Source organism: Streptomyces sp. WM4235 (genome assembly GCF_001279725.1).
Taxonomy (GTDB): Bacteria; Actinomycetota; Actinomycetes; order Streptomycetales; family Streptomycetaceae; genus Streptomyces.
Genome location: NZ_LGDE01000469.1, coordinates 111,075 through 135,568, shown reverse-complemented (window position 1 = coordinate 135,568; position 24,494 = coordinate 111,075). Strand labels below are relative to the sequence as shown.

The window sequence follows — 24,494 nt, the reverse complement described above, 5'->3', positions numbered from 1 at the left end:
GGTACGTACGTTCTCATGACCCAGGAGTACTTGAGCAGCCAAGCGGAAACCGATGTTCCGACATCCGTCACTCCGGCGTCCACCTACCGTCTCCAGCTGTGTCCCGAGTTCCCGTTCGCGGCGGCCGGGGCGGTGGTTCCGTACCTCGCCTCGCTCGGCGTGTCCCACCTGCACCTGTCGCCGGTGCTGGAGGCCGTGCCCGGTTCCACGCACGGGTACGACGTCACCGACCACACCCGGGTGCGGGCCGAGCTCGGCGGGGAGCGGGGGCTGCGGGCCCTCGCCGCGACCGCGCGGGAACACGGGCTGGGCGTGGTGCTCGACATCGTGCCGAACCACATGGCGGTGCCGTCGCCGCTGCGGCTGAACCGGCCGCTGTGGGAGGTGCTGCGGGAGGGGCCGGAGTCCTCGTACGCGGCCTGGTTCGACATCGACTGGGAGGCGGGCGACGGGCAGGTGCTGCTGCCGGTGCTCGCCGAACCGCTCGACCCGGGCGAGGTGAAGGTCGTCGGCGGGGTGCTGCGCTGCGGGGAGCACGAGTTCCCGCTGCGGGAGGGAACGGCCGCACTGCCGACGACGGAGCTCCTGGCCGCGCAGTGGTACCGGCCGGCGTGCTGGCGCGAGGCCCGGACCGCCCTGAACTACCGCCGTTTCTTCACCATTTCGGATCTGATCGGGGTTCGGGTGGAGGACCCGGAGGTCTTCGCGGCCACGCACGTCAAGGTGCTGGAGCTGGTCCGCGACGGGGTGGTGTCGGGGCTGCGGATCGACCACGTGGACGGACTGGCGGATCCGCGGGAGTACCTGCGGCGGCTGCGCGCGGAGGTCGGCGAGGAGTGCTGGATCGTGGTGGAGAAGATCCTGGCCCCCCAGGAGCGGCTGCCTCCCGGCTGGCCGGTCGCCGGCACCACGGGCTACGACGCGCTGCACCGGCTGGACGGGGTCTTCACCGATCCGGCCGGCGTCGACGAACTGGCGCGCCTGTACCGGGAGTCCACCGGGGCGCCCTCCTGGGAGGAGACCGCGGCGGCGGCGACGCGTGAGGTGCTGACCGGCGATCTGGCGGCCGAGCTGGCGACGCTCCAGCGGTTCGCGGGCCCCGATCTGGCCTCTGCGGTACGGGAGTTGCTCATCGAGTATCCGGTGTACCGGCCGTACCCCGGCGAGCCGGACATGCCGCCGCAGGCACTGGAGCGGGCCGCCTCCCGGGCCGGGGCCCACGCGGTGGCCGGCGTGCGGGACCTGGTGGCGCGGGACCCCGCCTTCGCCGCCCGCTTCGCCCAGACCTCGGCCGCCCTGCGGGCGAAGTCGCTGGAGGACCGGGCCTTCTACCGCTGGGCCCCGCTGCTGTCGGCCACGGAGGTCGGCGGGGAGCCCGGCCGGCCGGCGGTGTCGGTGGCCGGGTTCCACGCGTACTGCGCCGACCTGGAACGGGACTGGCCCGCCTCGGGCACGGTGCTGTCCACCCACGACACCAAGCGGAGCGCGGACGTCCGGGCGCGGATCTCGACCCTCTCGCAGGCTCCGGGGCACATGGCCGGACCGGGCGACGGGGGCCCGGACCCCCGGGCCGCGTGGGTGGCGCGGCAGACCGCCCTGGGCCTCGGGGAGGTCCCGGAACGCGGGCCCCGCCTGTCGGCGGCCCTGCTGAAGGGAGCCCGCGAGGCCGGGCTGCACACCAGTTGGACGGAACCGGACGAGAGGTACGAGGCGGGGATCACCGAGGCGGCGTCCCGGCCCGGCGCGCTCCCCGCGGACCTCCCGCCGGAACTGCGGGAGGCCGCCCGGGCCAACCTCCTCGGGATGACCCTGCTTCACCTGGCGATGCCCGGGGTTCCGGAGGTGTACCAGGGCGAGGAGAGCGAGTACCGGGCCCTGGTCGACCCCGACAACCGGCGTCCCGCCGTCCACCCGCGCGAGGCCGCGGCCCTGCTCGACGCGGGCATGACCCCGCGGGGCGTCGCGCAGGAGAAGCTCGCCCTGACCACCGCGCTGCTGCGGCTGCGGCGTTCCCGCCCCGACCTGTTCACCGGGTACGCGCCGCTGGCCGCCCGGGGCCCGGCGGCGGACCACTGCGTGGCCTTCGTCCGCTCGACCGGCCTGATCGCGGTGGCCACCCGGCTCTCGCACCGGCTCGCGGGCGCGGGCGGCTGGCGCGACACCGCGCTGACCCTGCCGGCGGGGCGCTGGACGTCCCTGCCGTACGGGGACGCGCACGAGGGCGAGATCGCCCTGTCGGCGCTGCTGGCGGACCGGCCGGCGGTGGTGCTCCGGTCGGAGTCGGCCGGGTAGCGCGGCCCCCCTGCCCTCCCGGGCGCCCCCGGGAGGGCAGGTCGTGCGCCCCTGCGGTGGCTGATCAACGGACGTACGTTCGGGGGGACTTCGCGCGGAATGCCTGCGTCACCGTGTGCGGGGTGGGCAGAATCTCTCGGGTTCGTCAGACAGCGTCCGCACCACCACCACTCTGGGAGCAGCCGGTGTCGCCTCAGGAGATCCCCCTCACGATCACCCCGCAGCAGGCCGCCCACGGCGTGATCCTCACGGTGGCCCTGGCGTCGGGGCCCGCCCGCCTGCGGATCCCCTCCTGCACGGACGGCCAACTCGTCCGGGCCCGCGTCGGCGACACCGACGTACTGCTGCGCATCCGGGTGGGCCAGGTCGCCGGCGCGGCCCCGGGGCAACCCGCGGCCCCGGGCAAGTCGGGCGCGAAGGGATGCCTGGTGGCGGTCGGGCTCCTCGCCGCCGTGATCGTCGGCGTGGTCCTGCTGAACAACGGGGACGACGACAAGGTCGAGACCTCCCCGACGCCCTCCCCCACGATCAGCGTCTGGTCCCCCGCGCCGGCCCCACCCCCGGTGGTCCTCCCCACGTCGACCACGTCCACGGGGACGTCCGCACCCGACCCCACGCCGTCGCCGTCGGAGGCCGCCCCGAGCCCGTTCGACCGGGGCACCTGCCTCAACGGGACGCTGCCGGACTCGACGACCGCCCAACGGGTCACCGGGGTCCGGGAGGTCCCCTGCTCGGCGTCCGACGCGCACTACCGGGTGATCGAGAGCATCCCGATGACCTCCGACCTGGACCGCTGCAACGACAACCCGAAGACGGAGTACGCCTTCTCCTACAGCTACACCCGCAACGGGATCCCCCTCAACGAGTACGTCTACTGCCTGGTCGGAATGGACTGACCGACGCGAGCATGCCGGGGGCGAGGCGTTGGCCAGGGGTTTTCCTCGGGATTCGGGGAAGTGCGGGGCGCCCGGAGCAGTAGGGGGCGTGCGCGGCGGGCATGGCATGACATGTGACCCTCCTACGAGACATGTGCTACCCCACTCCGCACGAACTCGCCCTGGCCGCACGCGCCCTGGCGGACGAGCATCCGGCCCTGGTACGACTGCGCCAGGTCGGCGCCTCCCGGGCCGGCAGGCCGCTGTGGCTGCTCTCCGTCGGCGGGGAGCCCGCCGGGGCGGGCGCACCGGACCGCAACGTCCTCGTCGTCGCCGGGGCGCACGCCAACGAACCCGTCGGCGGCCCGACGGCCCTCTCCCTGGCCCGGCGCGTCATCCGCGACCTCGCCCCCCGGGCCGGTTGCGGCTGGCACTTCCTGCTCTGCGCGGACCCCGACGGGGCGGCCCTGCACCTCACTCCCCGCCCGTACTCCCTCCTCGACTACCACCGGAACTTCTTCCGACCCCCCGGGCCCGAACAGCCCGAGTGGGCACCGTCCTTACTGCCCCCGGACCGACTGCCGCCCGAGACCCTGGCCCTGACCGCGCTCATCGACGAACTGCGCCCCGTACTCCAGATCTCCCTGCACGGCACCGACCTGGGCGGCTCCTGGGTCCAGCTCACACGGGACATACCCGGACTCTCGGAGCCCTTCACCAAGTCGGCGGCCGAGCTGCGGATCCCGGTGGAGACGGGTGCCTCCGACGCCACCGGGTGGCCCTCCCCCGGGCCCGGCATCTTCGTGATGCCCGAACCGGGCACCGAGGCGGCCGGGGCCTTCCACCCGGAGGACACCCGGCTGAGCACCTGGTACCACGCCCACCGGTACGCGGGTACCACCGCGATCGTCGAAGTGCCCATGTGGGCGTCCGACCTGGTGGACGACCCGGCCCCGCACCCCGACCCGCGGCGCGCGCTGCGCATGCTGGCCGGACGGCTCACCGGGGACGCCGACCGGGTGGCCGCCGTACGCGAGGGGGTGTACACGGCGGACCCGGACGCCGCGCCGCTGCTGCGGGCGGTGGACTGGACACTCGCCCTGATCCCCCGGATCACCGTCGAGTGGACCGGCCCCGGGGCCCCCGCCGAGGCCACCACGGCGCACATCGGCAGCATCGACGCGTTCGGGCGGCGACTGTCGCTGCGCGCCGCCGCGATGCTGCTGCGCGTGCTGCGGGCGCAGGGGCATCCGGCGGCGCAGGGGCTGGACCGCCTGGTGACGGGGTGGTGCGAGGAGTTCGCGGCCCGTTTCCAGGCGCGCTGGATCCCGGTGGCCACGCAGGTGGAACACCAGACCCGCACGGTGCTGGCCACCTACGAACGGCTCACGGCGGTCAACCGGTAGCGGGCCGCACCGGGCCGCCGACCCGGTTCACCCGGCACGGGCCCGAGGGTCACGCTCGCAACGTCCTCGGGCTCCCGCGTCACACCGGACGGGGTGCCGAAGCGAAGGACGTGGCAGCGCGGCCACACGACTCCGCGGCCACACGGCTCCGCGGCCATACGGTCGATGACGACGTGACCATGCCGTCCGCGCGGTCCCCGGGTGCGCCGTGTCGAGTCCTCCTCAGGTCTTCTCCGGCGGTCGCGCGATCCTCCGTTGGGCGTACATGATCCGCCGTGGCGGTTGACGCGCGGCTGCCGTGTCCAGAACCAGCATGTACGTCATGAACACAGCACCCGCTCCCCTCCTCCCCGTCGCTGCTCCCGCCCCGGTTTGGGCTCGTCGCGGCGCCCACGCCATCGCCCTGTGCGCGGTCCCCTCCGGCCTGTGGCGCATCGCCATGGCATCCGGTGTCTACGTGGGCTACAGCGAACAGGTACTGCGCGATGTCTTCGACATACCGGGCTGGGGCATCGCCTACGTCGTCGGCCTCTCCGTCCTTGCCGAACTGGCCGCACTATTCCCGCTGTTACTCGTCAGCGAGCGGTGGCGCCCGCTGCGCCCCCGGGCCATGACCGCAGTGGCCTGGACCGCCTCGGTGGTCCTGGTCCTGGTGGCGCTGTGGCAACTCGTGGTCGCCTTCACCGTCGAGAGCCAGACGTACATGACGAGTGACACGGCACAGACCGTATGGGCCTTCATCTTCGCCCCCCTGTTCGCCATCCCGGCCCTGATGACCGCGGTGACCTGGTCCTACGCGAAGCGGCACCGCGGACAGGCGTAGACCCCCCAGTCGGATGCCTTCCAGCGCTTCGCGCACAGGGGATGAAGCACGCCCGATGGCCGGGCGGGCCGTGGCGGCCCGCGGACCGGACCCGGTCAGGGGACGAGTGGCCACCCGTCGCCGAACGTCATCGCGTCGAGCCTGGACATGACGGCCGCCCGACACCTCTCCAGCTCCGGGTCGGTGACTTCCCAGGTGTGGCCCCCCTGGTGGCCGAGGAACTGGCAACAACCGTCACCGGTCCCGCCCGGGGTGTCATCACTGGCGGGGCAGTCCGGCAGCCACATCAGTTCGTCGAGCGGACCTTGGTCCGTCCAGCGGGCCCAGAGGGCCGACCCCTCTTCGTTCTCGCACAGAATCTCGGCATGGGGACCTTCATGCGTCTCCAACGTGCACCGCAGATCACCGCTGTTCGACGCCACGTCTCGGACGGTGTCGTCATCGACGCCGATCCGAAGCAGGAGCATCAGCAGCCCCGGAACGCGCACGTGGATGCGCGCGTCGCACACGTACCGCCCGGGCGTCACGCGCCCCACCCCCGAGCGACGATGAACGCCACGGCGGCAATCCACGCGACGGCCCCGAGGGTGGCGGCGAGCGCACCCCTCCTGGTCCTTCGCGCGTGGTCCCGGTGCTCGTTGTCATCGGTCACCGATCGCGCTCCCTCGCGCGCCTCTGCATCACCGCGGTGGCCAGCGCGAGCGCCTCGGGACAGCAATGGATGAGGGGCATGTCACCCCAGTCCGGACGCGGTTCGTCGCGCTCGATGGCGGCAGCCAACTCCGCCAACGCGTCTCCCATGACCACCACGGCGCGCGGGCACGGTTCCGGCGACGCCGGCTCTACGTTCTCGGGCACCGCCACTCCTCTCTGTAGTCGTTCCACTACCAAGAGGCTTCAGCGTGGCCTAGGGTCGAGAGGTCTTCAACTTGCTGTGTCTGCACGAAGAGTTGGCGGTGAACGTTGAATCGCAAAGAGCTGGACCCCACTCAGTCACCAGGTGCGGCCTTCGGGCAGCTTCTGCGCACGTCAAGGGACGAGCATGGCTGGACGCAGGATGATCTCGCGGACCGGATGGGTTACTCGGGCACGCATGTTTCCGCCGTCGAAACTGGCCGGCGGTCGCCAACTCCTCACTTTGCGAACAGCGCTGACAAGGCACTGGGAACAGGGGACCAGTTCGCGCGGCGGGCTCGGGCGGCCAGGACGACCGCCTTGCTGGACGGGTTCCCGGAGTACGTCGCTTTCGAAGGAATCGCGGAGGAGATCCGTCTGTACGAGATCGGGATCATCCCCGGCTTGATACAGACACCGGAGTACGCCCGAGTATTGGCGAACAGTGCCGTTCGGCGGGGCACCATCACCACTGAGCAGGCGGACGCCCGAGTCGCCTTTCTGGCAGCGCGACAAGCCGCGCTCACGCGTGCCAAACCACCGGTGGTGATCGCAGTCATGGATGAGAGCTGCATTCGCCGTCCGATCGGAGGCGCCGAGGTGATGGCCCGCCAGTTGCAACAGCTGATCGATTTCGCTGAGCTGCCGACGACCGTGCTCCAGGTTGCGGCGTTCGACATAGGCGAGCGTCGCCCTTTCGATCTACCGGTGAACCTTCTCACGCTGCCGGATCGCTCCGTGGTCGCGTACGCCGAGTCTCAGACGCAAGGGCATCTGGACCGCGAAACCACCTCGGTGCTGCCGATGCTCGCGGCCTACCATCAGCTACAGGCCGAAGCACTCTCGCAGGCGGACTCCGTGGCCATGATCGAAGAGGTACGAAAGGGCACCCCGTGACCGACTCTCCCCGCTGGTTCAAGTCCAGCTACAGCAACAACGGCGGCAACTGTGTCGAGGTCGCCACGGCCCGCGGTGAGGTGCTGATTCGCGACAGCAAGGATCCGAGCGGACCCCGCCTTTCCTTCACTGGCGAGGTGTTCGGCGATCTCGTCGATCTCGTCAAGCGCCGGGATTGACACCCCAACTCCATGCCCCGCCACTCAGCCTTGCGAGCGGCGGGGCCTCGCCGTGCATCCGGCAGGCGGCGGGCTCTCGCGCCAGACCAGCCTGCCTGGCCCACTGGATTTCATCCGCTCGCATTGACCAACAGACAGCAAGTTCGCGTGGCGCCCATAACTGAGTACCTACTATCAGTTGCAGGCCCACGCATTGTCGCAACCGGACTCCGTGGCCGTGATCAGGCAGATACGAGAGGGCATGTCGTGACCGAGACCGAGACCCCCCGTTGGTTCAAGTCCAGCTACAGCGACAACGGCGGCGCTTGCGTGGAAGTCGCCGACGCGCTCGCCGGCGTTCTCGGTGCCGTACTGGTTCGCGACAGCAAGAATCCGGGCGGCTCGCACCTGTCCTTGACCCGCAACGGGTTCGCCGGCTTGGTGGTGCTCGCCAGGCACCAGCGCTGACCCCGCTTGACCCGGCCCCGCCGCTCCGCCCCCGTCCGAACCGCTCAGTCCAGGGACAGCCGGAAGGTCATCCGGCCGAAGCCGATCTCGTCGCCCTCCCGGACCACGGCCGAGCCCGTCACCCGGCGGCCGTTGACGGTGGTGCCGTTGGCGGAGCCGAGGTCCTTGAGCACCCACAGGCCGTCGCGCAGGCTCAGCTCGGCGTGCGCCCGGGACACCGTCTCGTGGGTGAGTCGCAGCCCGTTGCCGGGGTCGCGTCCGATCGCGAGGGGCAGGGCGCTCGGGTGCGGCAGCAGCAGCTTGGGCAGCCGCTCGGCATACCAGGCCTTGCGGACGCCGACGCTCACCGCCGAGGCCCGGCCCACCCAGCCGAACAGCCGACGGGTCCAGGAGCTTTCGGTGGCACGCCGGCTCTGGAGGTCGGCGGTGAGCACCGCGAGGTCCTCGGCGCGGCGGGCCACCAGGGCCAGCTCCATGCGTCGCAGGAAGGTGTCATGGGACAGCTTTCCCAGGGCCGCGCCCTCTCTGAGCCGGCCCAGCGCCTGGTCGCGCTCGGCGTCGGAGAGGCGGGGCGCGGGGAAGCCGGGGTACTCGAAACTCGACGTCACAGGGTGATTGTCGGCCCGTCGGGGACGAAGTGTCCAGAACTCCCCCGCCGGGGCCGGGATGATGGGCGCGAGACGCAGGCTGAGTACCGCCGGAGACGAGGGGACCGTCCGTGCAGTTCGAGGTGTGGGCACCGCTGACAGGTCGGGTCGCCATGCGACTGAACGACACCGCCTACGAGATGACACCCGACCCGGAAACGGGCCGGGACGGTTGGTGGGTGGTCGACGCGCCGGCCGCCGACGGGGACGAGTACGGGTTCCTGCTGGGTGACGATCCGGTGGTGCGCCCGGACCCGCGCGGGCGCCGGCTGCCCCACGGTCCGGACGGCCACAGCGCGGTCGTCGACGTCGCCGCGCTGCACCCGGGCGCGCCGGCGCCCCGTGTCCCGCTCCAGGACGCGGTCCTGTACGAGCTGCACGTCGGGACGTTCACCCCGGAGGGCACCTTCGACGCCGCCGCGGGGCGCCTGCCGTACCTGGTGGGGCTCGGCGTCACGCACGTCGAGCTGATGCCGGTGTGCCCGTTCCCGGGCCGGCACGGCTGGGGGTACGACGGGGTGGCCCCCTGGGCGGTGCACGAGCCGTACGGCGGCCCGGCGGGTCTGGCCCGGTTCGTGGACGCGGCGCACACCGCCGGGCTGGGCGTGGTCCTGGACGTGGTCCACAACCACCTCGGGCCCTCCGGGAACCACCTCCCCGTCTTCGGCCCGTACTTCACGGAGTCCCACCACACGCCCTGGGGCGCGGCGGTGAACCTGGACGCGCCCGGTTCCGACGAGGTCCGCGCGTACTTCATCGGCAGTGCCCTGGCCTGGCTGCGGGACTACCGGATCGACGGTCTGCGCCTCGACGCCGTGCACGCGCTGGCCGACGGTCGGGCCCTCACCTTCCTGGAGGAGCTGGCGGCGGCGGTGGACGAACTGGCGGCGGAGACCGCCCGCCCGCTGTTCCTGATCGCCGAGACCGACCAGTGCGACCCGCGCGTCACGACCAGGCGGTCCGTCGGCGGCCTGGGGCTGCACGCCCAGTGGAACGACGACTTCCACCACGCCCTGCACTGCACGCTGACCGGTGAGTCCCAGGGGTACTACGCCGATTTCGCCGAGGCCCCGATCGGCGCCCTCGCCAAGACGCTGACGCGGGCCTTCTTCCACGACGGCACGTGGTCCTCCTTCCGGGGCCGCACGCACGGCCGGCCCGTGGACCGCCGCCGTACCCCGGCGCACCGCTTCCTGGGCTACACCCAGACCCACGACCAGATCGGCAACCGGGCGCTGGGCGACCGACTGTCGGCCTCCCTGTCACCGGGCCTGCTGGCCTGCGCCGCGACGGTGGCGCTGACCGGCCCCTTCGTCCCGATGCTGTTCATGGGCGAGGAGTGGGGCGCGGGCACGCCGTGGCAGTACTTCACCGACCACCCCGACCCGGAGCTCGCGGAGGCCGTGCGGACGGGCCGGCGGCGGGAGTTCGCGGCGCACGGCTGGAAGGCCGAGGAGATCCCGGACCCGCAGGACCCGGCGACCCGCGACCGGTCCTGCCTGAACTGGGAGGAGCCCGAACAGCCCGCGCACGCCCGCCTGTTGGACTGGTACCGGACCCTGATCGCACTGCGCCGCACCCATCCGGACCTGCGCGACCCGGACCTCGCGGCGGTACGGGTCGCCCACGACGAGGAGCGCCGCTGGGTGACGTTCCGGCGCGGTGAGGTCCGGGTGGCGGTGAACTTCTCGCGGGAGCCTGTGACCATCGCGCTGGGCCGCAACGGGGTGCGGGTGCTGGCCGCCTGGGAGCCCGTCGACCACCCGGGCCCCGACGGCCGGATCCACGTGCCGGGCGAGTCGGCGGTGGTGCTGGGCCCGTAGGCCCTGTCGTCGAAGCGGCGGCCGGCTACTCGACGATCGCCATCTCGCGCGGGGCGTTGTTGAGGCGGCGGACGCCGTCGTCGGTCACCGTCACGATGTCCTCGATGCGGACGCCGAAGCGGCCGGGCAGGTAGACGCCCGGCTCGACGGAGAAGCACATGCCGGGCAGCAGCGGCTGCTCCTCGCCCTCGATCATGTACGGCGGTTCGTGGGTGGTGACGCCGATGCCGTGGCCGGTGCGGTGGATGAAACGGTCCCCGTAGCCGAACTCGGTGATCACCGCGCGGGCCGCCCGGTCCACGTCCTGGCAGGCGATACCGGGCCGGACCGCCGCCACGCCCGCCCGCTGCGCCTCCCGGACGACGTCGTGGACCCGCCGCTCCTCGGCGGTGGGCTCGCCGACGTGCACGGTGCGGGAGATGTCGGAGCCGTATCCGTGCAGGAGGCCGCCGAAATCGAGGACGACCATGTCCCCGTGCCGGATGACGCGGTCGCCGGCCTCGTGGTGCGGGTTGGCGCCGTTCGGGCCGGAGCCGACGACGGTGAAGTCCACCTGCGAGTGGCCGTGCACGCGCAGCAGCGCGGCCAGGTCGGCGGCCACGTCACTCTCCCTGCGGTCGGCGAAGGGGACGTGCAGGATCTGCGCGTACGCGGCGTCGGCCGCCGCCCCGGCCGCCGCCAGCCGGGCCAGTTCCCGCCGGTCCTTCACGGCGCGGAGCATCGGCAGGGCGTCGGTGAGCGGGGCGTAGGCGGTCCCGGGCAACTCGCGTTGGAGACCGAGCAGGTGCAGGGCCCAGGTGTTGTCGCTCACGCCGAAGCGGCCCGTCGCGTCGAGCAGGGGTGCGGTGGCGTCGTACGGGTTCTTCCCGTCGGCCCAGTCGCGCAGGGTCAGGGCTCCCGCGCCGGGTGCCTTCGCGGCGTCGGGGGCCTCCAGCGCGGGCACGACGAGCACCGCTTCCCGGTCGGCGGCGAGCACGAGCAGGGTCAGCCGCTCGGTGTCGACGGGCCGGTACCCGGTGAGGTGGGTGAGGTCGGGCCCGGGGGCGATCAGCAGCCCGGCCAGCCCCGCCTCGGCGGCGGCCCGCGCGGCGGCGGCCATCCGGGCGGCGTAGTCGGCGGCGGTGAAGGGCTCGGTGTCGGCGAGGAGCGGGTCGAGGTCCATACGGGGATCCTGCCGTGCGGCCCGCGCTGGCGGCAGGGGCCGCGCCGCACGAAACCCGCCGGGGCGAGGCCGGCCGGCGGGCGGCGGCCCGGAATATGGCGTCGCGGGAGCACCCCTCTGATCGGCTATGCTGTGCTTGCACATCGAACGGGTGGTCCGCCGCCCTTCGTGGTGGGTGTAGCTCAGTTGGTAGAGCACCTGGTTGTGGTCCAGGTGGCCGCGGGTTCAAGTCCCGTCACTCACCCTGTTGGATCCCGTGAGGGGTACGAGGTTTCCTCGTACCCCTCACGGGCGTTTCCGGGTCGGGGACGGCCGCCGACCGCCCTCCCTCAGCCGCGCAGAAAGGCCTCGATCGCCGCGGTGAACGCGACCGGCGTCTCGTGCGGCGGGTAGTGGCCGGCGCCGGGGAGCGGTTGGATCCGACAGTGCGGGTACCAGGCCTGCCAGGTGGCGCGCATCACCTCGACACCCAGTGCCGGGTCGTACTCCCCGACGAGGACCAGCACCGGCACGGTGTTGCCCTTGACCGCCGCGGACAGGTCGAGGGACTCCCAGCTCGCGAGGTAGGCGGCGAAGGCCTCGGGCAGGGAGACGGCCATCGAGTGGGCGGCCATCCGGTCGATCCAGTGACGGGTCGCGCGGTTGCCGGTCACCAGGTCGAGGATGGCGCGCCGGTTGTCCTCGTTCGCGGCGGCGCCGTGGAAGAGCGCGTGGGTGGCGTCGTCCATCGGGTAGGGGCCGGCCGGGACCGGATTGACGCCGATCAGCCTCTCGATCCGCTCGGACGCCCGGACCAGCACCTGCTGGGCGGCCTTGCCGCCCATGGAGTGGCCGAGGAGCGAGAAGGTGTCCCAGCCGAGCTGGTCGGCCAGTTCGAGGACGTCGTCGGCGATCTCGGCGAGGTCGTACCGGCCGACGACGTCGCGGCGGTCGCCGTAGCCGCGGTAGTCGAGGAAGGCGTAGCTGAACTCCCGCGGGTCCAAGTGGTCCAGTACCGAACCCCAGTTGGCGGACGTGCCGAACCAGTCGTGCAACACGATCGCGCGGACGGGTCCGGCGCCGATCCTGCGGTGGGCGATGGCCATGCGTTCTCCCTCGGTGACGGAACGTGAGGACGTCGACGCCCTACGTTCTGCCCACCGGGCCTACCATCACACCGTGAAGTCGACATCCCGCACGGTGCGCGGCCACCGGCCCCGAGACCTTCCGGTCCCGGGGCGGCGACGGCCGCACGCGGCGGGCGAGCGCGTCACACGGTCTTGATCGCCGGGTCGGAGACGCCCGGGGCTCCCGTCTCGACGTGGCCCGCGAAGCGGCGCAGGAAGCCCGCGTCGGCGTCCGAGACGACCTTCACGTCGTACCAGCGGCCCGTGGCGCGCAGGTCGACCGGGTGGGTCACCGTCGCGCCGGGGTTGACCTTGAAGGTCTGCGGAGCGCCACCGTAGGTATTGGTCACGGTGAGGTTCACGGCCGCCGTGCCCGCGTTGGCGAGGGTCAGCACGAGGTTGCCGGCGGTCGCGTCGTGGCGGGCCGTGACCTCGGGGCCGGCCTTCTTGGCGGGACCCTTCCAGGTGCGCAGGAAGCCGTTCGGCCCCCAGACCGTGAGGTTGACCTGGTTCCTGGTGGAGGCGCTGGTGCTCCAGGTGTCCGAGAGGGTCTTGCCCGCCTCGACCGTGTAGGGCCAGGGCCCGTCCGTGCGGTTGCCGGAGGTGCTGTGGAAGTGGGCCCCCAGGGTGGGTCCGGAGGCGAAGGTCAGGGTGAACTTGCCCGTCGAGACGGTGGCCTTGCCGTCCACGTACGGCTGGTAGCCCAGCGCGCGCGTCGGCTTGGAGCCCGCCTCCTGCTTCGGCAGGGCGCCGGTGGCCGGCGGTACGGGGTGGTAGGACGGGTGCGCGTCGTGGTCCGGCGGGAGGTAGCCGGCCGTGGAGGGCAGGGACGCGGGGGACGCGTCGGCCCTGCCGAAGTCGAAGGCCGAGGTCAGGTCGCCGCAGACGGCGCGGCGCCACGGCGAGATGTTGGGTTCCCGGACGCCGAAGCGCTGCTCCATGAAGCGGATCACCGAGGTGTGGTCGAAGGTCTCGGAGCAGACGTAGCCGCCCTTGCTCCACGGGGAGACGACGATCATCGGGACGCGGGGGCCCAGCCCGTAGGGACCGGCGGCATAGCCCCCGCCGCCCGCGTACAGGTCCTTCGTGACGTCCGCCGTGGACAGGCCCCAGGCGGCCGAGGTGGGCGGGTACGGGGGCACCACGTGGTCGAAGAAGCCGTCGTTCTCGTCGTACGTGATGAAGAAGGCCGTCTTCGCCCACACCGCCGGGTTCGCGGTCAGCGCGTCGAGCACCTGCGAGATGTACCAGGCGCCGAAGTTGACCGGCCAGTTCGGGTGCTCGCTGAAGGCCTCGGGCGCGGCGATCCAGGAGACCTGGGGCAGGGTGCCGTTCACGACGTCGGCGCGCAGCCGGTCGAAGTACCCTTCGCCGGCCTTGGCGTCGGTGCCGGTGCGGGCCTTCTCGTACAGGGCGCTGCCGGGTTGGGCGTTGCGGTAGGAGTTGAAGTACAGCAGCGAGTTGTCGCCGTAGTTGCCGCGGAAGGCGTCGCCGATCCAGCCCCAGTGGCCCGCGGCGTTCAGGCCGTCGCCGACGTCCTGGTAGATCTTCCAGGAGACCCCGGCCGCCTCCAGCCGCTCGGGGTAGGTCCTCCAGCCGTAGCCGGCCTCCTGGTTGCCGAGGACCGGTCCGCCCCCGGTGCCGTCGTTGCCCGTGTGGCCCGACCACAGGTAGTAGCGGTTCGGGTCGGTGGCTCCGATGAAGGAGCAGTGGTAGGCGTCGCAGACGGTGAACGCGTCGGCGAGGGCGTAGTGGAACGGAATGTCGTTCCGCGTCATGTACGACATGGTCGTGGCCGTCTTGGCCGGGACCCACTTGTCGTACTTGCCGTTGTTGTACGCCGCGTGGCCGCCGGCCCAGTCGTGGTTGAGGCCCTCGACGAACTGCATGCCCAGGTCGTCGACCTGCGGGTTGAAGGGGAGGATGTCCCTCGTCCCGTTGGACTGGTGGAAGACCGACTTTCCGTTGTCCTGGAGGACGGGGCGCGGGTCGCCGAAGCCCCTGACGCCCTTCATCGAACCGAAGTACTGGTCGAAGGAACGGTTCTCCTGCATGAGGACGACGATGTGCTCGATGTCCCGGATCGTTCCGGTGCTGCCCTGCGCCGGGATGGCGGCGGCGCGGGCGATGCTCTCGTTCAGCATCGTGGCGGCGGCCGTACCGCCCGCGATCTGCAGGAACCTGCGACGGTTGAGTTCAGCCATGGGGTGAGGTCCTCTGGGGGTGAGGGGAAGGCGAGGGGCGCCCCAAGAACAGCGGTCCCGGGGTACCGGATGGAGATCCCTGTCTGACCTTGCGCCGTACAGCCGGCGAACGGAAAGCCCTGCGGAAAGCTCCCGAAGCAGCCGTACATCTGCTGAAATGACCTCCACACACTGCACGGGGGGACGCGGACTGATGGCGGGGACCGAGTTCTGGCATGCCCTCGGGCCCTCCCACACCCTGCTCGGCCTCCCACCGGCTCCCCTGGTGGCACGGTACGGGGAACCGCTCGCCGCGCGACAGGGCCCGGACTTACGACACCTGGACGCATTACCGACCCCGCCCGGCGGCCCGCGCCCGATCCGCGGCCCGGTGCGCACCCACCGGTCGGACGGAGCGCGGCCCCCGGGTGGTTCGACCGCCCCGGCGGGCCCGCCGGCCGGCTCGGAGGCGGGCGCGTGAAGCTCGTACAGCTCCACTACACCTGCGCCCCGCCCGGGCCCGACGGCTCCGGCTTCCGCTTCACCGCGGTCAGTCCGGGAGCGCCCGTATCCCTGTTGCGCGAAGCCAGGCGGTTGATCGGGTACGAGCCGCCCCGGGACGCGCCCGACCATCCGACGGCCGAGCAACTGGCCTCCTTCCCCGAGTCGTTGAGCCTGAGCGTGCTGTCGGACGGCAGCCGACTGTTGGCCCGCTCGGTGTACACGGGCGCGGACCACGACGGCCGGTGGGGCAACTTCCACACGCACGCGGTGCACCTGCCACAGCCCGCCGATTCCGGCCCCACGAAGGGCGCGCTGCCGATCACCTCCTGGGGTTCGTCGCAGTGGGCCTCGGACACCCCGCCGGGCGGCCCGCCCGCGCCGCTGGAGCGGGTTCCCGCGCCGGGCCGCCACGACGCGGCCGGGCTGGCGGAGTTCGTCGCCGCGCGCGGGCCCTGGCTCGCCGGCTTCTTCGCCGACGTACGGCGGCTCGCGGAGGACCCGGCGGCCCCGCGGGTGGTGCCGGTGGAGCGGGACAGCACGGCCGTCGCCCGTTGGATCATGCTGGCGTGCAGCGTGCTGCCGCATCAACGGGGACAGTGGCTGACCTTCACCACGTACACCCGGCGGCCCCTGCTCGCCCGGCAGCGGATCATCGGCGTGCTGCCCGAGGACGCCGCCGGCCTGGGCGGGCAGGACCACCGGTACCGGCTGTACGACGCCACGCGCGCACTCGGCACGGACGCGGAGCCGGGCACCGGTTCGGGGGACGTGTGGGCCGACACCGCGGCACGGGTGTGGTCGGCGGGCCGTCAGGCACTGTTGGCGGAGGTACGCCCGTTGCCACCGGGCCGGCCCTACGACGCGGGCCCGCTGGCGGCGCTGGCCCTGGCCGCCGGGATCACCCTGGACTCCGCGGGCAGGACGGCGGCGACCGAGTGGGCGGCGGAGCACGGGGCGGCGCTGGACGAGGGACGCCTGCACGCGCTGACCGAGGCCCTGGCGCGCCCGGCCCGGGACCGGTCGCCCGCCGAGGCCGCCGCCCGCGGACGACTGCCGGCGGCGCCGGCCGCCTGGGGCCGACCCGCCGCGTACGAGTCGCTGGTGGCCCTGGCCCTGACCGAGGCGGTCCGCGGCGCCGGTCCCCCGCCGCCGGTCGGCGCGCTGGGCGCGGCCACGCGTGGCCGGCTCGCGACGGAACTCGGACCGGAACTGCGGGCGGCACTGGCCGACCCGGAGCGCGAACCGGGCGAGCGGGCCGGACTGTTACGGGTGGCCGCCGCGATCGGGGTGGACGCCACCGAGCTGGTGCCCGAGGTGGCGCGCGGGCTGGCGCTGGCCCTGCTCGCCGAGCCGCAACGGGCGTACGGGGAGGATGCGCGGGCCGCACTGACGGAGCTGCCCGCGCTGCGGCACCTGCTCCTCAACCGGCTGAACGCCTTCGTGGTGGGCGATCCGGCGGCGGGGGTGCGGGTGTTCACCCGGACCGGGTTGCGGCTGCGGGCGGCGGACCCGGTGCGGTACCTGCACATGTGCGCGGCGGCCCCCGAGGTGCTGGCCTCGGTGCCGGACCGGGTCGCGGCCCTGTCCGCCCTGGTGGAACGGAGCGGATCCACCGTCCACGCCGACCCGTTGGTGCTGCGGACGGCGATGCGGCTGGTGTGGGACGGGGAGCCGCCGAGCGCGGCCGAGGCGTCGCTGCTGCTGTCGACGACCGGGGCCGCGCCGCACGTCGAGGCCGGCACCTGCGGGACGCTGGCGCGGGCCGCGGTGCGGGCGCCGGCGGACGACGCGGCGGCGGAGGAGCTCGCGCCGAGACTGCTGGAGCAGTTCCGGGCGGAGCTGCCCGAGCCGCTGCGGCCGTCGCTGCTGCTGTTGGAGCTGGCCCGGAACCTGCGGGCGGGCACGGCCGGTCCCGGCTGGGTCCGGACGGCACTGGACCTGCGGAGCCTGGACCCGGAACCGGGGCCGAGGGACCACGCGTACGCGGCGGTGGCGGAGCGGCTGCTCGGCGACGACCGGCCCGAGGGCGAGCTGCGGGCGCTGATCGAGAGCAACGACGTCGAGCTGTTGGCCGCGTACCGGAGGCTGGCCGGCGATCCGGCGCTGCCGGACCGGTTGCGGCGCTCCCCGCGCCGGCTCGCGGGCTGCTTCGCCGCCTGGTCCTCCCAGCCGCAGGCGGGCCCGGTCTGGCAGGAGACCCGTACGGACCTGCTCGATCGGGTGCTGCGGCCCGTCGTGCGGGGGCTGGCGCCCGCGGAGTCGGCCGCGGTCGAGGAGGAGCTGAACCGGCTGGGCGGCCGCTGGGTCGAGGAGTTCCGCGCCTGGCAGCGCCCGGGCGCGTTCGGCCGACTGCGCGACCGGCTGAGGCCGTCCTCCCGACGCCGGCGGCCGCCGCCCGGGCCGGCCGGCCCGGCCCCGTCGCCCCCGCCCGACGTCCCCGCCCGCCACGACGACGACCGCGTGGACGGAACGGCGGCGGGCGGGCCGGCGTGACGGATCCGATCGGTCGTTCCCGCGCGCCGGTGCCCGTGCCGTCACCGGGGTGTCGACACGGGCACGGGGGCGCGGTGCGTCAGGACGCGTCGGGGGACAGCCGCAGGGAGATGCTGTTGATGCAGTACCGCTGGTCGGTCGGGGTGGGGTATCCCTCGCCCTCGAAGACGTGGCCCAGGTGCGAGCCGCACTTCGCGCAGCGGACCTCGGTGCGGACCATGCCGTGCGAGGTGTCGGCGATCAGCTCGACCGCGTCGGTGTCCTTCGGGTCGAAGAAGGACGGCCAGCCGCAGTGCGACTCGAACTTCTCCGACGAGCGGAACAGCTCGGAGCCGCAGCCCCGGCAGGAGTAGACGCCTTCCGTCTTGGTGTCGGTGTACTCACCGCGGAAGGCGGGCTCGGTGCCGGCGAGGCGCAGCACCTGGTACTCGGACGGGGTCAGCTCCGCCTGCCACTGCTCGTCCGTCTTCTCGACCTCGTACGCCATGACGTTCCCGCTCCCTCAGTTCGACAGCCGGGCGAGGATCTGGGGACCCAGGTCCGTGACGTCGCCCGCGCCCATGGTGAGAACGAGATCACCGGGCTTCGCCATTCCCGCGATGACGTCGGCGACGGCGGCCTTGTCGTGCTCGGCGCTGACGTCGGCGCCCGCGGTGCGGGCGGCGGCGATGATCAGCTCGCTGGTGATGCCGGGGATCGGGTCCTCGCGGGCCGGGTAGATGTCCAGGACCACGGAGGCGTCGGCGAGGGCCAGGGCACGGCCCATCTCCTTGCCGAGTTCCTGGGTGCGGGAGAAGAGGTGGGGCTGGAAGACCACCAGGATGCGGGAATCCCCGGCGGCGCCGCGGATGGCCTCCAGGTCGGCGGTCATCTCCGTCGGGTGGTGCGCGTAGGAGTCGATGACCTGGACGCCGGCCTCCTCGCCCTTGAGCTGGAGGCGGCGCTTGACCCCGGTGTACTTGCCGAGGGCGGAGGCCAGGTTGTGCGCGGGGATACCGAGCGCGACACCGGCGGCGAGGGCCGCGACGGCGTTGTGCGCGTAGTGGCGGCCGGGCACGGAGACGGTGAAGGTGAGCATCCGCCCGTCGATGACGACGGTGACCTCGCTGGTCAGGCCGCGCGGGGTGATCTTCGTGATCCGGACGTCGGCCTCGGGCTCCTCGCCGTAGGTGACGACGGTGAGGCCGTCCCGGTCGGCGACCCGGCGGGCGATCTCGGCGGCGCCCTCCTGACCGTGGGCGATGACGAGGGTGCCACCGGGGACGATCTTGCCGACGAAGGTCTCGAAGGACTCGTGGATCTCCTCCATCGACGCGTAGTTCGCGTGGTGGTCGAGTTCCGCGTTGAGGATGATCGCGACCTGCGGGGTGTACTTGTGGAAGCTGCGGTCGCTCTCGTCCGCCTCGGCCACGAAGATGTCGCCCGCGCCGTGGTGGGCGTTGGAGCCGGGGACGTCGAGGTCGCCGCCGATGGCGTACGAGGGGTCCAGGCCCAGGGCCGAGAGGGACACCGCCAGCATGGAGGTGGTGGTGGTCTTGCCGTGCGTGCCGGCGACGGCGATGGCGCGCGGGCCGTCCATCAGGCCGGCGAGGGCGTCGGAGCGGTGCACGACGGGGATGCCCAGTTCGGCGGCGCGGACCAGCTCCGGGTTGTCGGCCCGGATGGCGCTGGAGACGACCACGCAGGTGGAGTCGTCGGCGAGGTGCTCGGCCGCGTGCCCGATGTGGACCGTGGCGCCGTGGGCGCGCAGCGCCCGGGCGGTCTCGGAGTCACGGGAGTCGCTTCCGGCCACCTCGGCCCCGCGCTGGGCGAGGATCTTCGCGATGCCGGACATGCCGGCGCCGCCGATGCCGATGAAGTGGGGCCGTTCCATGGCGGTCGGCAGGCCGGGCTTCATTCAGGTCGCTCCAGGAATCGAGTACGAGGGGTGAACCGGGCCCAGCCTATTCGTTGTGGGCGAAGAGCTTGAGCACCGGAACGCCGACCTTGTGCCGGGCGCGGGAGGCCCAGTCCCGGTGGAAGAACTCCTCGACGAAATGCGGCGCGGTCAGGACGATCACCTCGTCGGCGTTCGTCTCCTCCACGACGGCCTTCAGCTTGTCCAGGGGGTGGGCCCCGATGATCTGCCCGGTGGCGTTGGCGCCCTTGTGGCGCAGGGCGTTCAGGGAGTGCGCCAGGGCCTGCGCGGCGGGCCCTTGGGCGGCGTCCCCCTCGGGCTCCTCGCCCTCGTGGACGGCCTCGGGAAGTTCGCCGAGCGCGACGTCGTCGATGGCGCGGAGCAGGCGGTCCTGGTCACCTCGGGGTTGCATGAGGACGACGAAGGAGACCTGGTCGTCTCCGTGCAGGGTGGTGACGAAGTCCACGTCCACCGTGGTCAGCGGCTGCTCGATCATCAATACGCTCGTGAACACGGACGCCCTCTCCTTCATGGGCCGAGGCCGGTCGGGCCGGCCCCTGCGGAAACCATCCTGCCCCGCTGTCACACGGGGCCGCGCAGGTAGTGTGCCCAGCGGAAGCTAAGCGGAACGACAAATTCCGCCCCTTGTCAGATCCGACGGTAACTGGTGAAGAGGAACCCGGCCTCCTCCAGTACGCACGCGGGCGCGAGCCGGTGCGGAACCGTGACGGAAGGCCCTCCGGAGATCCGCTGGGCGCCCCCCGCGGTCATCGTCGGGGAGATCGTCAGACACAGCTCGTCCAGCACGTCGGCGGCCACGAACTGGCCCAGCAGCCTCGGCCCGCCCTCGGTCAGCTGGCGGCGCAGCCCCCGGGCCGCGAGCTCCCGTACCGCCCGGGCGGGGTCCACGGCGCTCCCGTCGCCCGCCACCACGACCTCGGCCCCGGCCTCCACGGCCGCGGCCACCCGCTCCGCGGGCGCCCCGGCGCCGGTCAGCACGAGCGTGGGCACCAGGGGGGAGGTGAAGAGCGGCAGCGAGAAGTCCAGGTCCATGGAGGCGGTGATCACCGCGATGGCGGCGGCCGGGCCCTGGCCGGCGGCGCTGCGGCGGGCCGCGAACGCCTCGCGGGCGCGGGCGGGCCGGTACCCCTCCTGGCGAACCGTTTCCGCGCCCACGACCACCACGTCCGCCAGGGCCCGCAGGGTGCCGAAGATCCGCATGTCGGTCTCGCCCGAGATGGGCTGCGAGCGGCCGTCGTGCTGGGCGGCCCCGTCCAGTGTGGAGACCATGTTGGCGCGCAGCCAGTGGGCGTCGGCGTCGAGCACGGGGTACGCGTACGCCTCCGCGAGCTCGTCGAACGACCATTCGCGGTCGCTCCGGGCTGCTGATGTCTGATCGGTCACAGGGAACAGGCGTCGCATCGGTGCAGTGTGGCACGCCCCGTAGAGTTAAGGGCTGTGTCCACCTCTGTCTCGACCTCTGGTTCCGCCGCCGCCGGGCAGCCGCCGATAGCCGACGAGGGCCCCCAGGCGCTGTGCGCCCGCGCCCCGCACGTGCCCGCCGAACGGCTCGTCGCCGAGATGGTGCCGCCGCCGCGCTTCGACTCGGTGCGCTTCGAGACGTACGACCCGGACCCGACGCAGCCGAGCCAGTCCGAGGCCGTCACCGTCCTCGCCGGCTTCGCGGCCGGTCTGGGCGGGGCCCACGCGAGCGGCTCCGGCAAGCGGCGCTGGTTCGCGAAGAAGCCCGCCGCGCCCGCCGCCGCGCCGCGCGGGGTGTACCTCGACGGCGGCTACGGCGTCGGCAAGACCCACCTCCTCGCCTCCCTGTGGCACGCCACCCCCGCGGAACCGGCGCTGAAGGCCTTCGGCACCTTCGTGGAGCTGACCAACCTGGTCGGCGCCCTGGGCTTCCAGCAGACCGTGCGGACGCTGGGCGGGCACCGGCTCCTGTGCATCGACGAGTTCGAGCTCGACGACCCGGGCGACACCGTGCTGGTGTCCTCGCTGCTGAGCCGCCTGGTGGAGCAGGGCGTGGCGCTGGCCGCCACCTCCAACACGCTGCCCGGCAAGCTCGGCGAGGGCCGGTTCGCCGCCGCCGACTTCCTGCGGGAGATCCAGGGTCTGTCCTCGCACTTCCGGCCGCTGCGCATCGACGGCCAGGACTACCGGCACCGGGGCCTGCCCGAGGCGCCCGCGCCGTTCTCGGACGAGCAGGTCACCAAGGCGGCGTACGCGACCCCGGGCGCGAGCCTCGACGACTTCCCGGGGCTCCTGGAACACCTGGCGAAGGTGCACCCGAGCCGCTACGGGGCGCTCACGGACGGGGTGTCGGCCGTCTGCCTGACCGATGTCGGCCCGATCCCCGACCAGTCGACGGCCCTGCGCCTGGTCGTCCTGGCCGACCGGCTGTACGACCGGGAGGTCCCGGTACTCGCCTCGGGACTGCCCTTCGACCGGCTGTTCAGTGAAGAAATGCTCAACGGCGGCTATCGGAAGAAGTACTTCCGGGCCATATCCCGGCTCACCGCCCTGGCGCGCGACGCGAAGCCACTGGTGGCCCAGTAGGTTGGGGAACGCCGGGCCCCTCCCGCACCGATCCGTCCGCGGATCCCCGTGCGGGTCGGCCCGGTCGTTGCCACCTCTGCGAAGGGATCCATCATGGCCACCACGCGTACCGCCCACACCGACTGGCAGGGCAGCCTCCTCAAGGGCACCGGCGTCGTCACCCTCGACTCCTCCGGCCAGGGCTCGTTCGACGTCTCCTGGCCCTCGCGCGCCGAGGCCGCGAACGGCAAGACCAGCCCGGAGGAGCTGATCGCGGCCGCGCACTCCAGCTGCTACTCGATGGCGCTCTCGCACGGCCTGGACGGCGCGGGCACTCCCCCCACCCGGGTGGAGACCAAGGCCGACGTGACGTTCCAGCCCGGCGAGGGCATCACCGGCATCCACCTGACGGTGCGGGCCGAGGTTCCGGGTCTGGACGCCGAGGGCTTCGCCGCCGCGGCCGAGGACGCCAAGAAGAACTGCCCGGTGAGCCAGGCCCTGACGGGTACGACGATCACCCTCTCCGCCGAGCTGCTCTGACCCCGGCGCCCCGGGGCGCGGCCCGAGCGGGCCGCCCCCGGATCCGTCCGACCGGCTCACCCCGACCGACGCCCCGCACCGGGGCGCGTCATGGGCGTCGACGGGAGCGCGGCGGGCACCCGGTGGGGTGACGCTCCGCCGGTCGGAGCGGCGGCGGGCGGATGCGGGGCGGGCCGCGTGGTAACACGGCCCGGTCACATGTCAGACGCCACCGCCGGGAGTTGCCGATGTCCGTCACCCGCCGCAGCCTGCTCACCGCCGGCGGCATCGGCATCGCCTTCGGCGGATCCCTCGGCGCGCTGTTCGCCGGGGCGGCCGACGCGGAGCCGGTGACCCGGGGGTACGGGCCGCTGGTGCCCGACCCCCGCCGGCTGCTCGACCTGCCCGCCGGATTCTCGTACCGGGTCCTCTCGCGCGCCGGCGACCCCCTCCGTTCCGGCGAGGGCCCCGTCCCCGCCAACTGCGACGGCATGGCCGCCTTCGCCGCGGGCCCCGGCGGAGCCGTACGCCTGGTGCGCAACCACGAGAACCGGACCACGGCCGCGCTCCGGGTCCCCGCCGTCGAGGGGCTGACCTACGATCCCCGGGCGCTCGGGGGCTGCACCGTCCTGGAGCTCGACCGCACCGGCCGGGTGACCGCCGAACGCGTCGCCCTCGCCGGCACCGCCGTCAACTGCGCGGGGGGCCGCACCCCCTGGAACACCTGGCTCAGCTGCGAGGAGACCGAGGACAGGGCCGGTACCTCCGGGTACACCGAGGACCACGGGTTCGTCTTCGAGGTGGACCCCGTCGACCCGCTCCGCTCGGGCGCGGTCCCCCTGACCGCGATGGGCCGCTTCGCGCACGAGGCCGTCGCCGTGGACCCGTACACCGGGGTGGTCTACGAGACCGAGGACGCCTTCGTCCGACCCTTCGGGTTGTTCTACCGCTTCCGGCCCGCCCGCCCCCTCGCCGGCCCCGGGTCCCTGCGGGCCGGCGGGACCCTGGAGGCCCTGCGGGTCCGGGGGCTTCCGGACCTGGCCGTGGTGGACGAGCCCGGGGCCGAGTTCCCGGTCGAGTGGGTTCCCGTACCGGATCCCTCGGCGGCCGACACGCCGATCCGCCTCCAGGACTTCGGCCGGGGCGGGATCACCCACGCCCAGAAGCTGGAGGGCTGTTACTGGGGCGGCAGCGGGGTCCACTTCGTGTCCAGCTACGCCCGCACCGGGGAGGGCGCCGGCGCCGAACACCACGGACAGGTCTGGTTCTACGACCCGCTGCGGGCCCGGCTCCGGCTCGACGTGCTCTTCGGACCGGCCTCGGACGTGGAACTGCCCGGGGACTCCCCCGACAACATCTGTCTGGCGCCGGACGGCGGCCTGATGGTGTGCGAGGACGGCGGCGGCGCCCAGTACGTGTTCGGCGTGACCCTCGGCGGGGAGGTCTACCCGGTGGCCCGCAACGCCGACGACATCGGCGGGCCCGGCGCCCCTGCGTGGGGGGAGTTCGCCGGGGTCACCTTCTCGCCCGACCGGCGGACGATGTACGTCAACGCCTATGCCCCGGGGACGACGTTCGCGGTGACCGGCCCCTGGCACTGAGCCACCCACCTCGCATCGCGAGCGCGTTCGATGTGTTGCACCATCGGACGGAGCCGACGCGATTGGGGTAGAGGTGGCGAGGAAGCACAGCACGCCCGAAGCCGAGGACGAGACCGGGACCAGGGGCAGGAAGAAGGAGAAGGAGAAGGAGAGGAACGGGAAGGAGAAAGGGAAGGGGAAGGCCGGGCGCGGGGACGGG

General features: G+C 72.9%; 23 protein-coding genes and 1 tRNA gene. 13 read left to right on the top strand and 11 right to left on the bottom strand.

Going from position 1 to position 24,494, the window contains the following annotated elements; all coding sequences use genetic code 11:
- Positions 1-15 precede the first annotated feature (15 nt).
- The 4 genes from treY (at position 16) to ADK55_RS34545 (ending at position 5,396) form a co-directional block, all read left to right on the top strand.
- Positions 16-2,292, top strand: a complete 2,277-nt coding sequence (treY, locus tag ADK55_RS34560; protein WP_053684784.1) for a malto-oligosyltrehalose synthase — start codon at positions 16-18, stop codon at positions 2,290-2,292.
- A gap of 185 nt (positions 2,293-2,477) precedes the next feature.
- The gene (locus tag ADK55_RS34555) at positions 2,478-3,188 is read left to right on the top strand and encodes an LppU/SCO3897 family protein (RefSeq protein WP_053684782.1); all 711 of its coding nucleotides are present in this window, start codon (positions 2,478-2,480) and stop codon (positions 3,186-3,188) included.
- A gap of 113 nt (positions 3,189-3,301) precedes the next feature.
- Positions 3,302-4,573, top strand: coding sequence for a M14 family zinc carboxypeptidase (locus ADK55_RS34550; RefSeq protein ID WP_053684780.1), 1,272 nt, complete (start codon positions 3,302-3,304; stop codon positions 4,571-4,573).
- A 313-nt stretch (positions 4,574-4,886) separates the two neighbouring features.
- Positions 4,887-5,396, top strand: coding sequence for a hypothetical protein (locus ADK55_RS34545; protein ID WP_053684778.1), 510 nt, complete (start codon positions 4,887-4,889; stop codon positions 5,394-5,396).
- 95 nt (positions 5,397-5,491) lie between these two features.
- Here the strand turns inward: ADK55_RS34545 and ADK55_RS34540 are convergent, their stop codons facing one another.
- From ADK55_RS34540 to ADK55_RS38960, 3 genes are read right to left on the bottom strand one after another with little or no spacing between them, the layout of a single operon-like run.
- Complete coding sequence (locus tag ADK55_RS34540; protein ID WP_159041641.1) at positions 5,492-5,923, bottom strand: hypothetical protein; 432 nt, start codon at positions 5,921-5,923, stop codon at positions 5,492-5,494.
- The gene (locus tag ADK55_RS40610) at positions 5,920-6,048 is read right to left on the bottom strand and encodes a hypothetical protein (RefSeq protein WP_267887374.1); all 129 of its coding nucleotides are present in this window, start codon (positions 6,046-6,048) and stop codon (positions 5,920-5,922) included. Before ADK55_RS40610 ends, ADK55_RS34540 begins: the two co-directional genes overlap by 4 nt.
- The gene (locus tag ADK55_RS38960) at positions 6,045-6,254 is read right to left on the bottom strand and encodes a hypothetical protein (protein WP_159041640.1); all 210 of its coding nucleotides are present in this window, start codon (positions 6,252-6,254) and stop codon (positions 6,045-6,047) included. Before ADK55_RS38960 ends, ADK55_RS40610 begins: the two co-directional genes overlap by 4 nt.
- A gap of 105 nt (positions 6,255-6,359) precedes the next feature.
- On the opposite strand from ADK55_RS38960, the gene ADK55_RS34535 reads away from it, so the two are divergent.
- The 3 genes from ADK55_RS34535 (at position 6,360) to ADK55_RS40345 (ending at position 7,813) form a co-directional block, all read left to right on the top strand.
- A complete protein-coding gene (locus tag ADK55_RS34535) occupies positions 6,360-7,187 on the top strand; it encodes a helix-turn-helix domain-containing protein (RefSeq protein WP_053684774.1) in 828 nt (275 codons plus the stop codon).
- The gene (locus tag ADK55_RS34530) at positions 7,184-7,366 is read left to right on the top strand and encodes a DUF397 domain-containing protein (RefSeq protein WP_053684772.1); all 183 of its coding nucleotides are present in this window, start codon (positions 7,184-7,186) and stop codon (positions 7,364-7,366) included. The genes ADK55_RS34535 and ADK55_RS34530 overlap by 4 nt, the downstream gene beginning before the upstream one ends.
- 246 nt (positions 7,367-7,612) lie before the next feature.
- Complete coding sequence (locus tag ADK55_RS40345; protein ID WP_053684770.1) at positions 7,613-7,813, top strand: DUF397 domain-containing protein; 201 nt, start codon at positions 7,613-7,615, stop codon at positions 7,811-7,813.
- A 44-nt stretch (positions 7,814-7,857) separates the two neighbouring features.
- On the opposite strand, the gene ADK55_RS34520 is transcribed toward ADK55_RS40345, so the two are convergent.
- Entirely contained in the window at positions 7,858-8,421 is a 564-nt protein-coding gene (locus ADK55_RS34520; protein WP_053684768.1) for a DUF1707 and FHA domain-containing protein, read from the bottom strand.
- A gap of 110 nt (positions 8,422-8,531) precedes the next feature.
- Here ADK55_RS34520 and treZ point away from each other — a divergent pair, with 110 nt between their 5' ends.
- The gene (treZ, locus tag ADK55_RS34515; protein WP_053684766.1) at positions 8,532-10,283 is read left to right on the top strand and encodes a malto-oligosyltrehalose trehalohydrolase; all 1,752 of its coding nucleotides are present in this window, start codon (positions 8,532-8,534) and stop codon (positions 10,281-10,283) included.
- 25 nt (positions 10,284-10,308) lie between these two features.
- On the opposite strand, the gene ADK55_RS34510 is transcribed toward treZ, so the two are convergent.
- Positions 10,309-11,445 (bottom strand): aminopeptidase P family protein, encoded by a 1,137-nt coding sequence (locus ADK55_RS34510; protein WP_053684765.1) that lies wholly within the window; start codon positions 11,443-11,445, stop codon positions 10,309-10,311.
- A 171-nt stretch (positions 11,446-11,616) separates the two neighbouring features.
- On the opposite strand from ADK55_RS34510, the gene ADK55_RS34505 reads away from it, so the two are divergent.
- A tRNA-His gene (locus tag ADK55_RS34505) sits at positions 11,617-11,689 on the top strand.
- Positions 11,690-11,774: 85 nt separating this feature from the next.
- On the opposite strand, the gene ADK55_RS34500 is transcribed toward ADK55_RS34505, so the two are convergent.
- Together ADK55_RS34500 and ADK55_RS34495 are read right to left on the bottom strand one after the other, a co-directional pair.
- Positions 11,775-12,530 carry an alpha/beta fold hydrolase gene (locus tag ADK55_RS34500; RefSeq protein ID WP_053684763.1) on the bottom strand — a complete coding sequence of 252 codons (756 nt, stop codon included), beginning with the start codon at positions 12,528-12,530 and terminating at the stop codon, positions 11,775-11,777.
- Between the two features lie 164 nt (positions 12,531-12,694).
- Complete coding sequence (locus ADK55_RS34495; protein ID WP_053684761.1) at positions 12,695-14,755, bottom strand: phosphocholine-specific phospholipase C; 2,061 nt, start codon at positions 14,753-14,755, stop codon at positions 12,695-12,697.
- A gap of 456 nt (positions 14,756-15,211) precedes the next feature.
- Between ADK55_RS34495 and ADK55_RS34490 the strand changes: the two genes are divergently transcribed.
- The gene (locus ADK55_RS34490) at positions 15,212-17,731 is read left to right on the top strand and encodes a GTPase-associated protein 1-related protein (protein ID WP_063839693.1); all 2,520 of its coding nucleotides are present in this window, start codon (positions 15,212-15,214) and stop codon (positions 17,729-17,731) included.
- Between the two features lie 79 nt (positions 17,732-17,810).
- Here the strand turns inward: ADK55_RS34490 and msrB are convergent, their stop codons facing one another.
- From msrB to ADK55_RS34470, 4 genes are all read right to left on the bottom strand, one after another.
- Positions 17,811-18,218 (bottom strand): peptide-methionine (R)-S-oxide reductase MsrB, encoded by a 408-nt coding sequence (gene msrB / locus ADK55_RS34485; RefSeq protein ID WP_053684759.1) that lies wholly within the window; start codon positions 18,216-18,218, stop codon positions 17,811-17,813.
- A gap of 15 nt (positions 18,219-18,233) precedes the next feature.
- A complete protein-coding gene (murC, locus tag ADK55_RS34480; RefSeq protein WP_053684757.1) occupies positions 18,234-19,628 on the bottom strand; it encodes a UDP-N-acetylmuramate--L-alanine ligase in 1,395 nt (464 codons plus the stop codon).
- A 46-nt stretch (positions 19,629-19,674) separates the two neighbouring features.
- Positions 19,675-20,142 carry a hypothetical protein gene (locus tag ADK55_RS34475; RefSeq protein WP_053684755.1) on the bottom strand — a complete coding sequence of 156 codons (468 nt, stop codon included), beginning with the start codon at positions 20,140-20,142 and terminating at the stop codon, positions 19,675-19,677.
- A 134-nt stretch (positions 20,143-20,276) separates the two neighbouring features.
- On the bottom strand, positions 20,277-21,050 hold the full coding sequence (locus ADK55_RS34470) for a pyrimidine reductase family protein (RefSeq protein ID WP_053684753.1): 774 nt from the start codon (positions 21,048-21,050) through the stop codon (positions 20,277-20,279).
- Positions 21,051-21,086: 36 nt separating this feature from the next.
- Here ADK55_RS34470 and zapE point away from each other — a divergent pair, with 36 nt between their 5' ends.
- The 3 genes from zapE (at position 21,087) to ADK55_RS34455 (ending at position 24,295) form a co-directional block, all read left to right on the top strand.
- A complete protein-coding gene (gene zapE, locus ADK55_RS34465) occupies positions 21,087-22,196 on the top strand; it encodes a cell division protein ZapE (RefSeq protein WP_053684751.1) in 1,110 nt (369 codons plus the stop codon).
- A gap of 93 nt (positions 22,197-22,289) precedes the next feature.
- Positions 22,290-22,715: an OsmC family protein gene (locus ADK55_RS34460; protein WP_053684749.1), complete on the top strand. Its 426-nt coding sequence runs from the start codon at positions 22,290-22,292 to the stop codon at positions 22,713-22,715.
- Between the two features lie 227 nt (positions 22,716-22,942).
- Positions 22,943-24,295 carry an alkaline phosphatase PhoX gene (locus tag ADK55_RS34455; protein ID WP_053684747.1) on the top strand — a complete coding sequence of 451 codons (1,353 nt, stop codon included), beginning with the start codon at positions 22,943-22,945 and terminating at the stop codon, positions 24,293-24,295.
- Positions 24,296-24,494 lie beyond the last annotated feature (199 nt).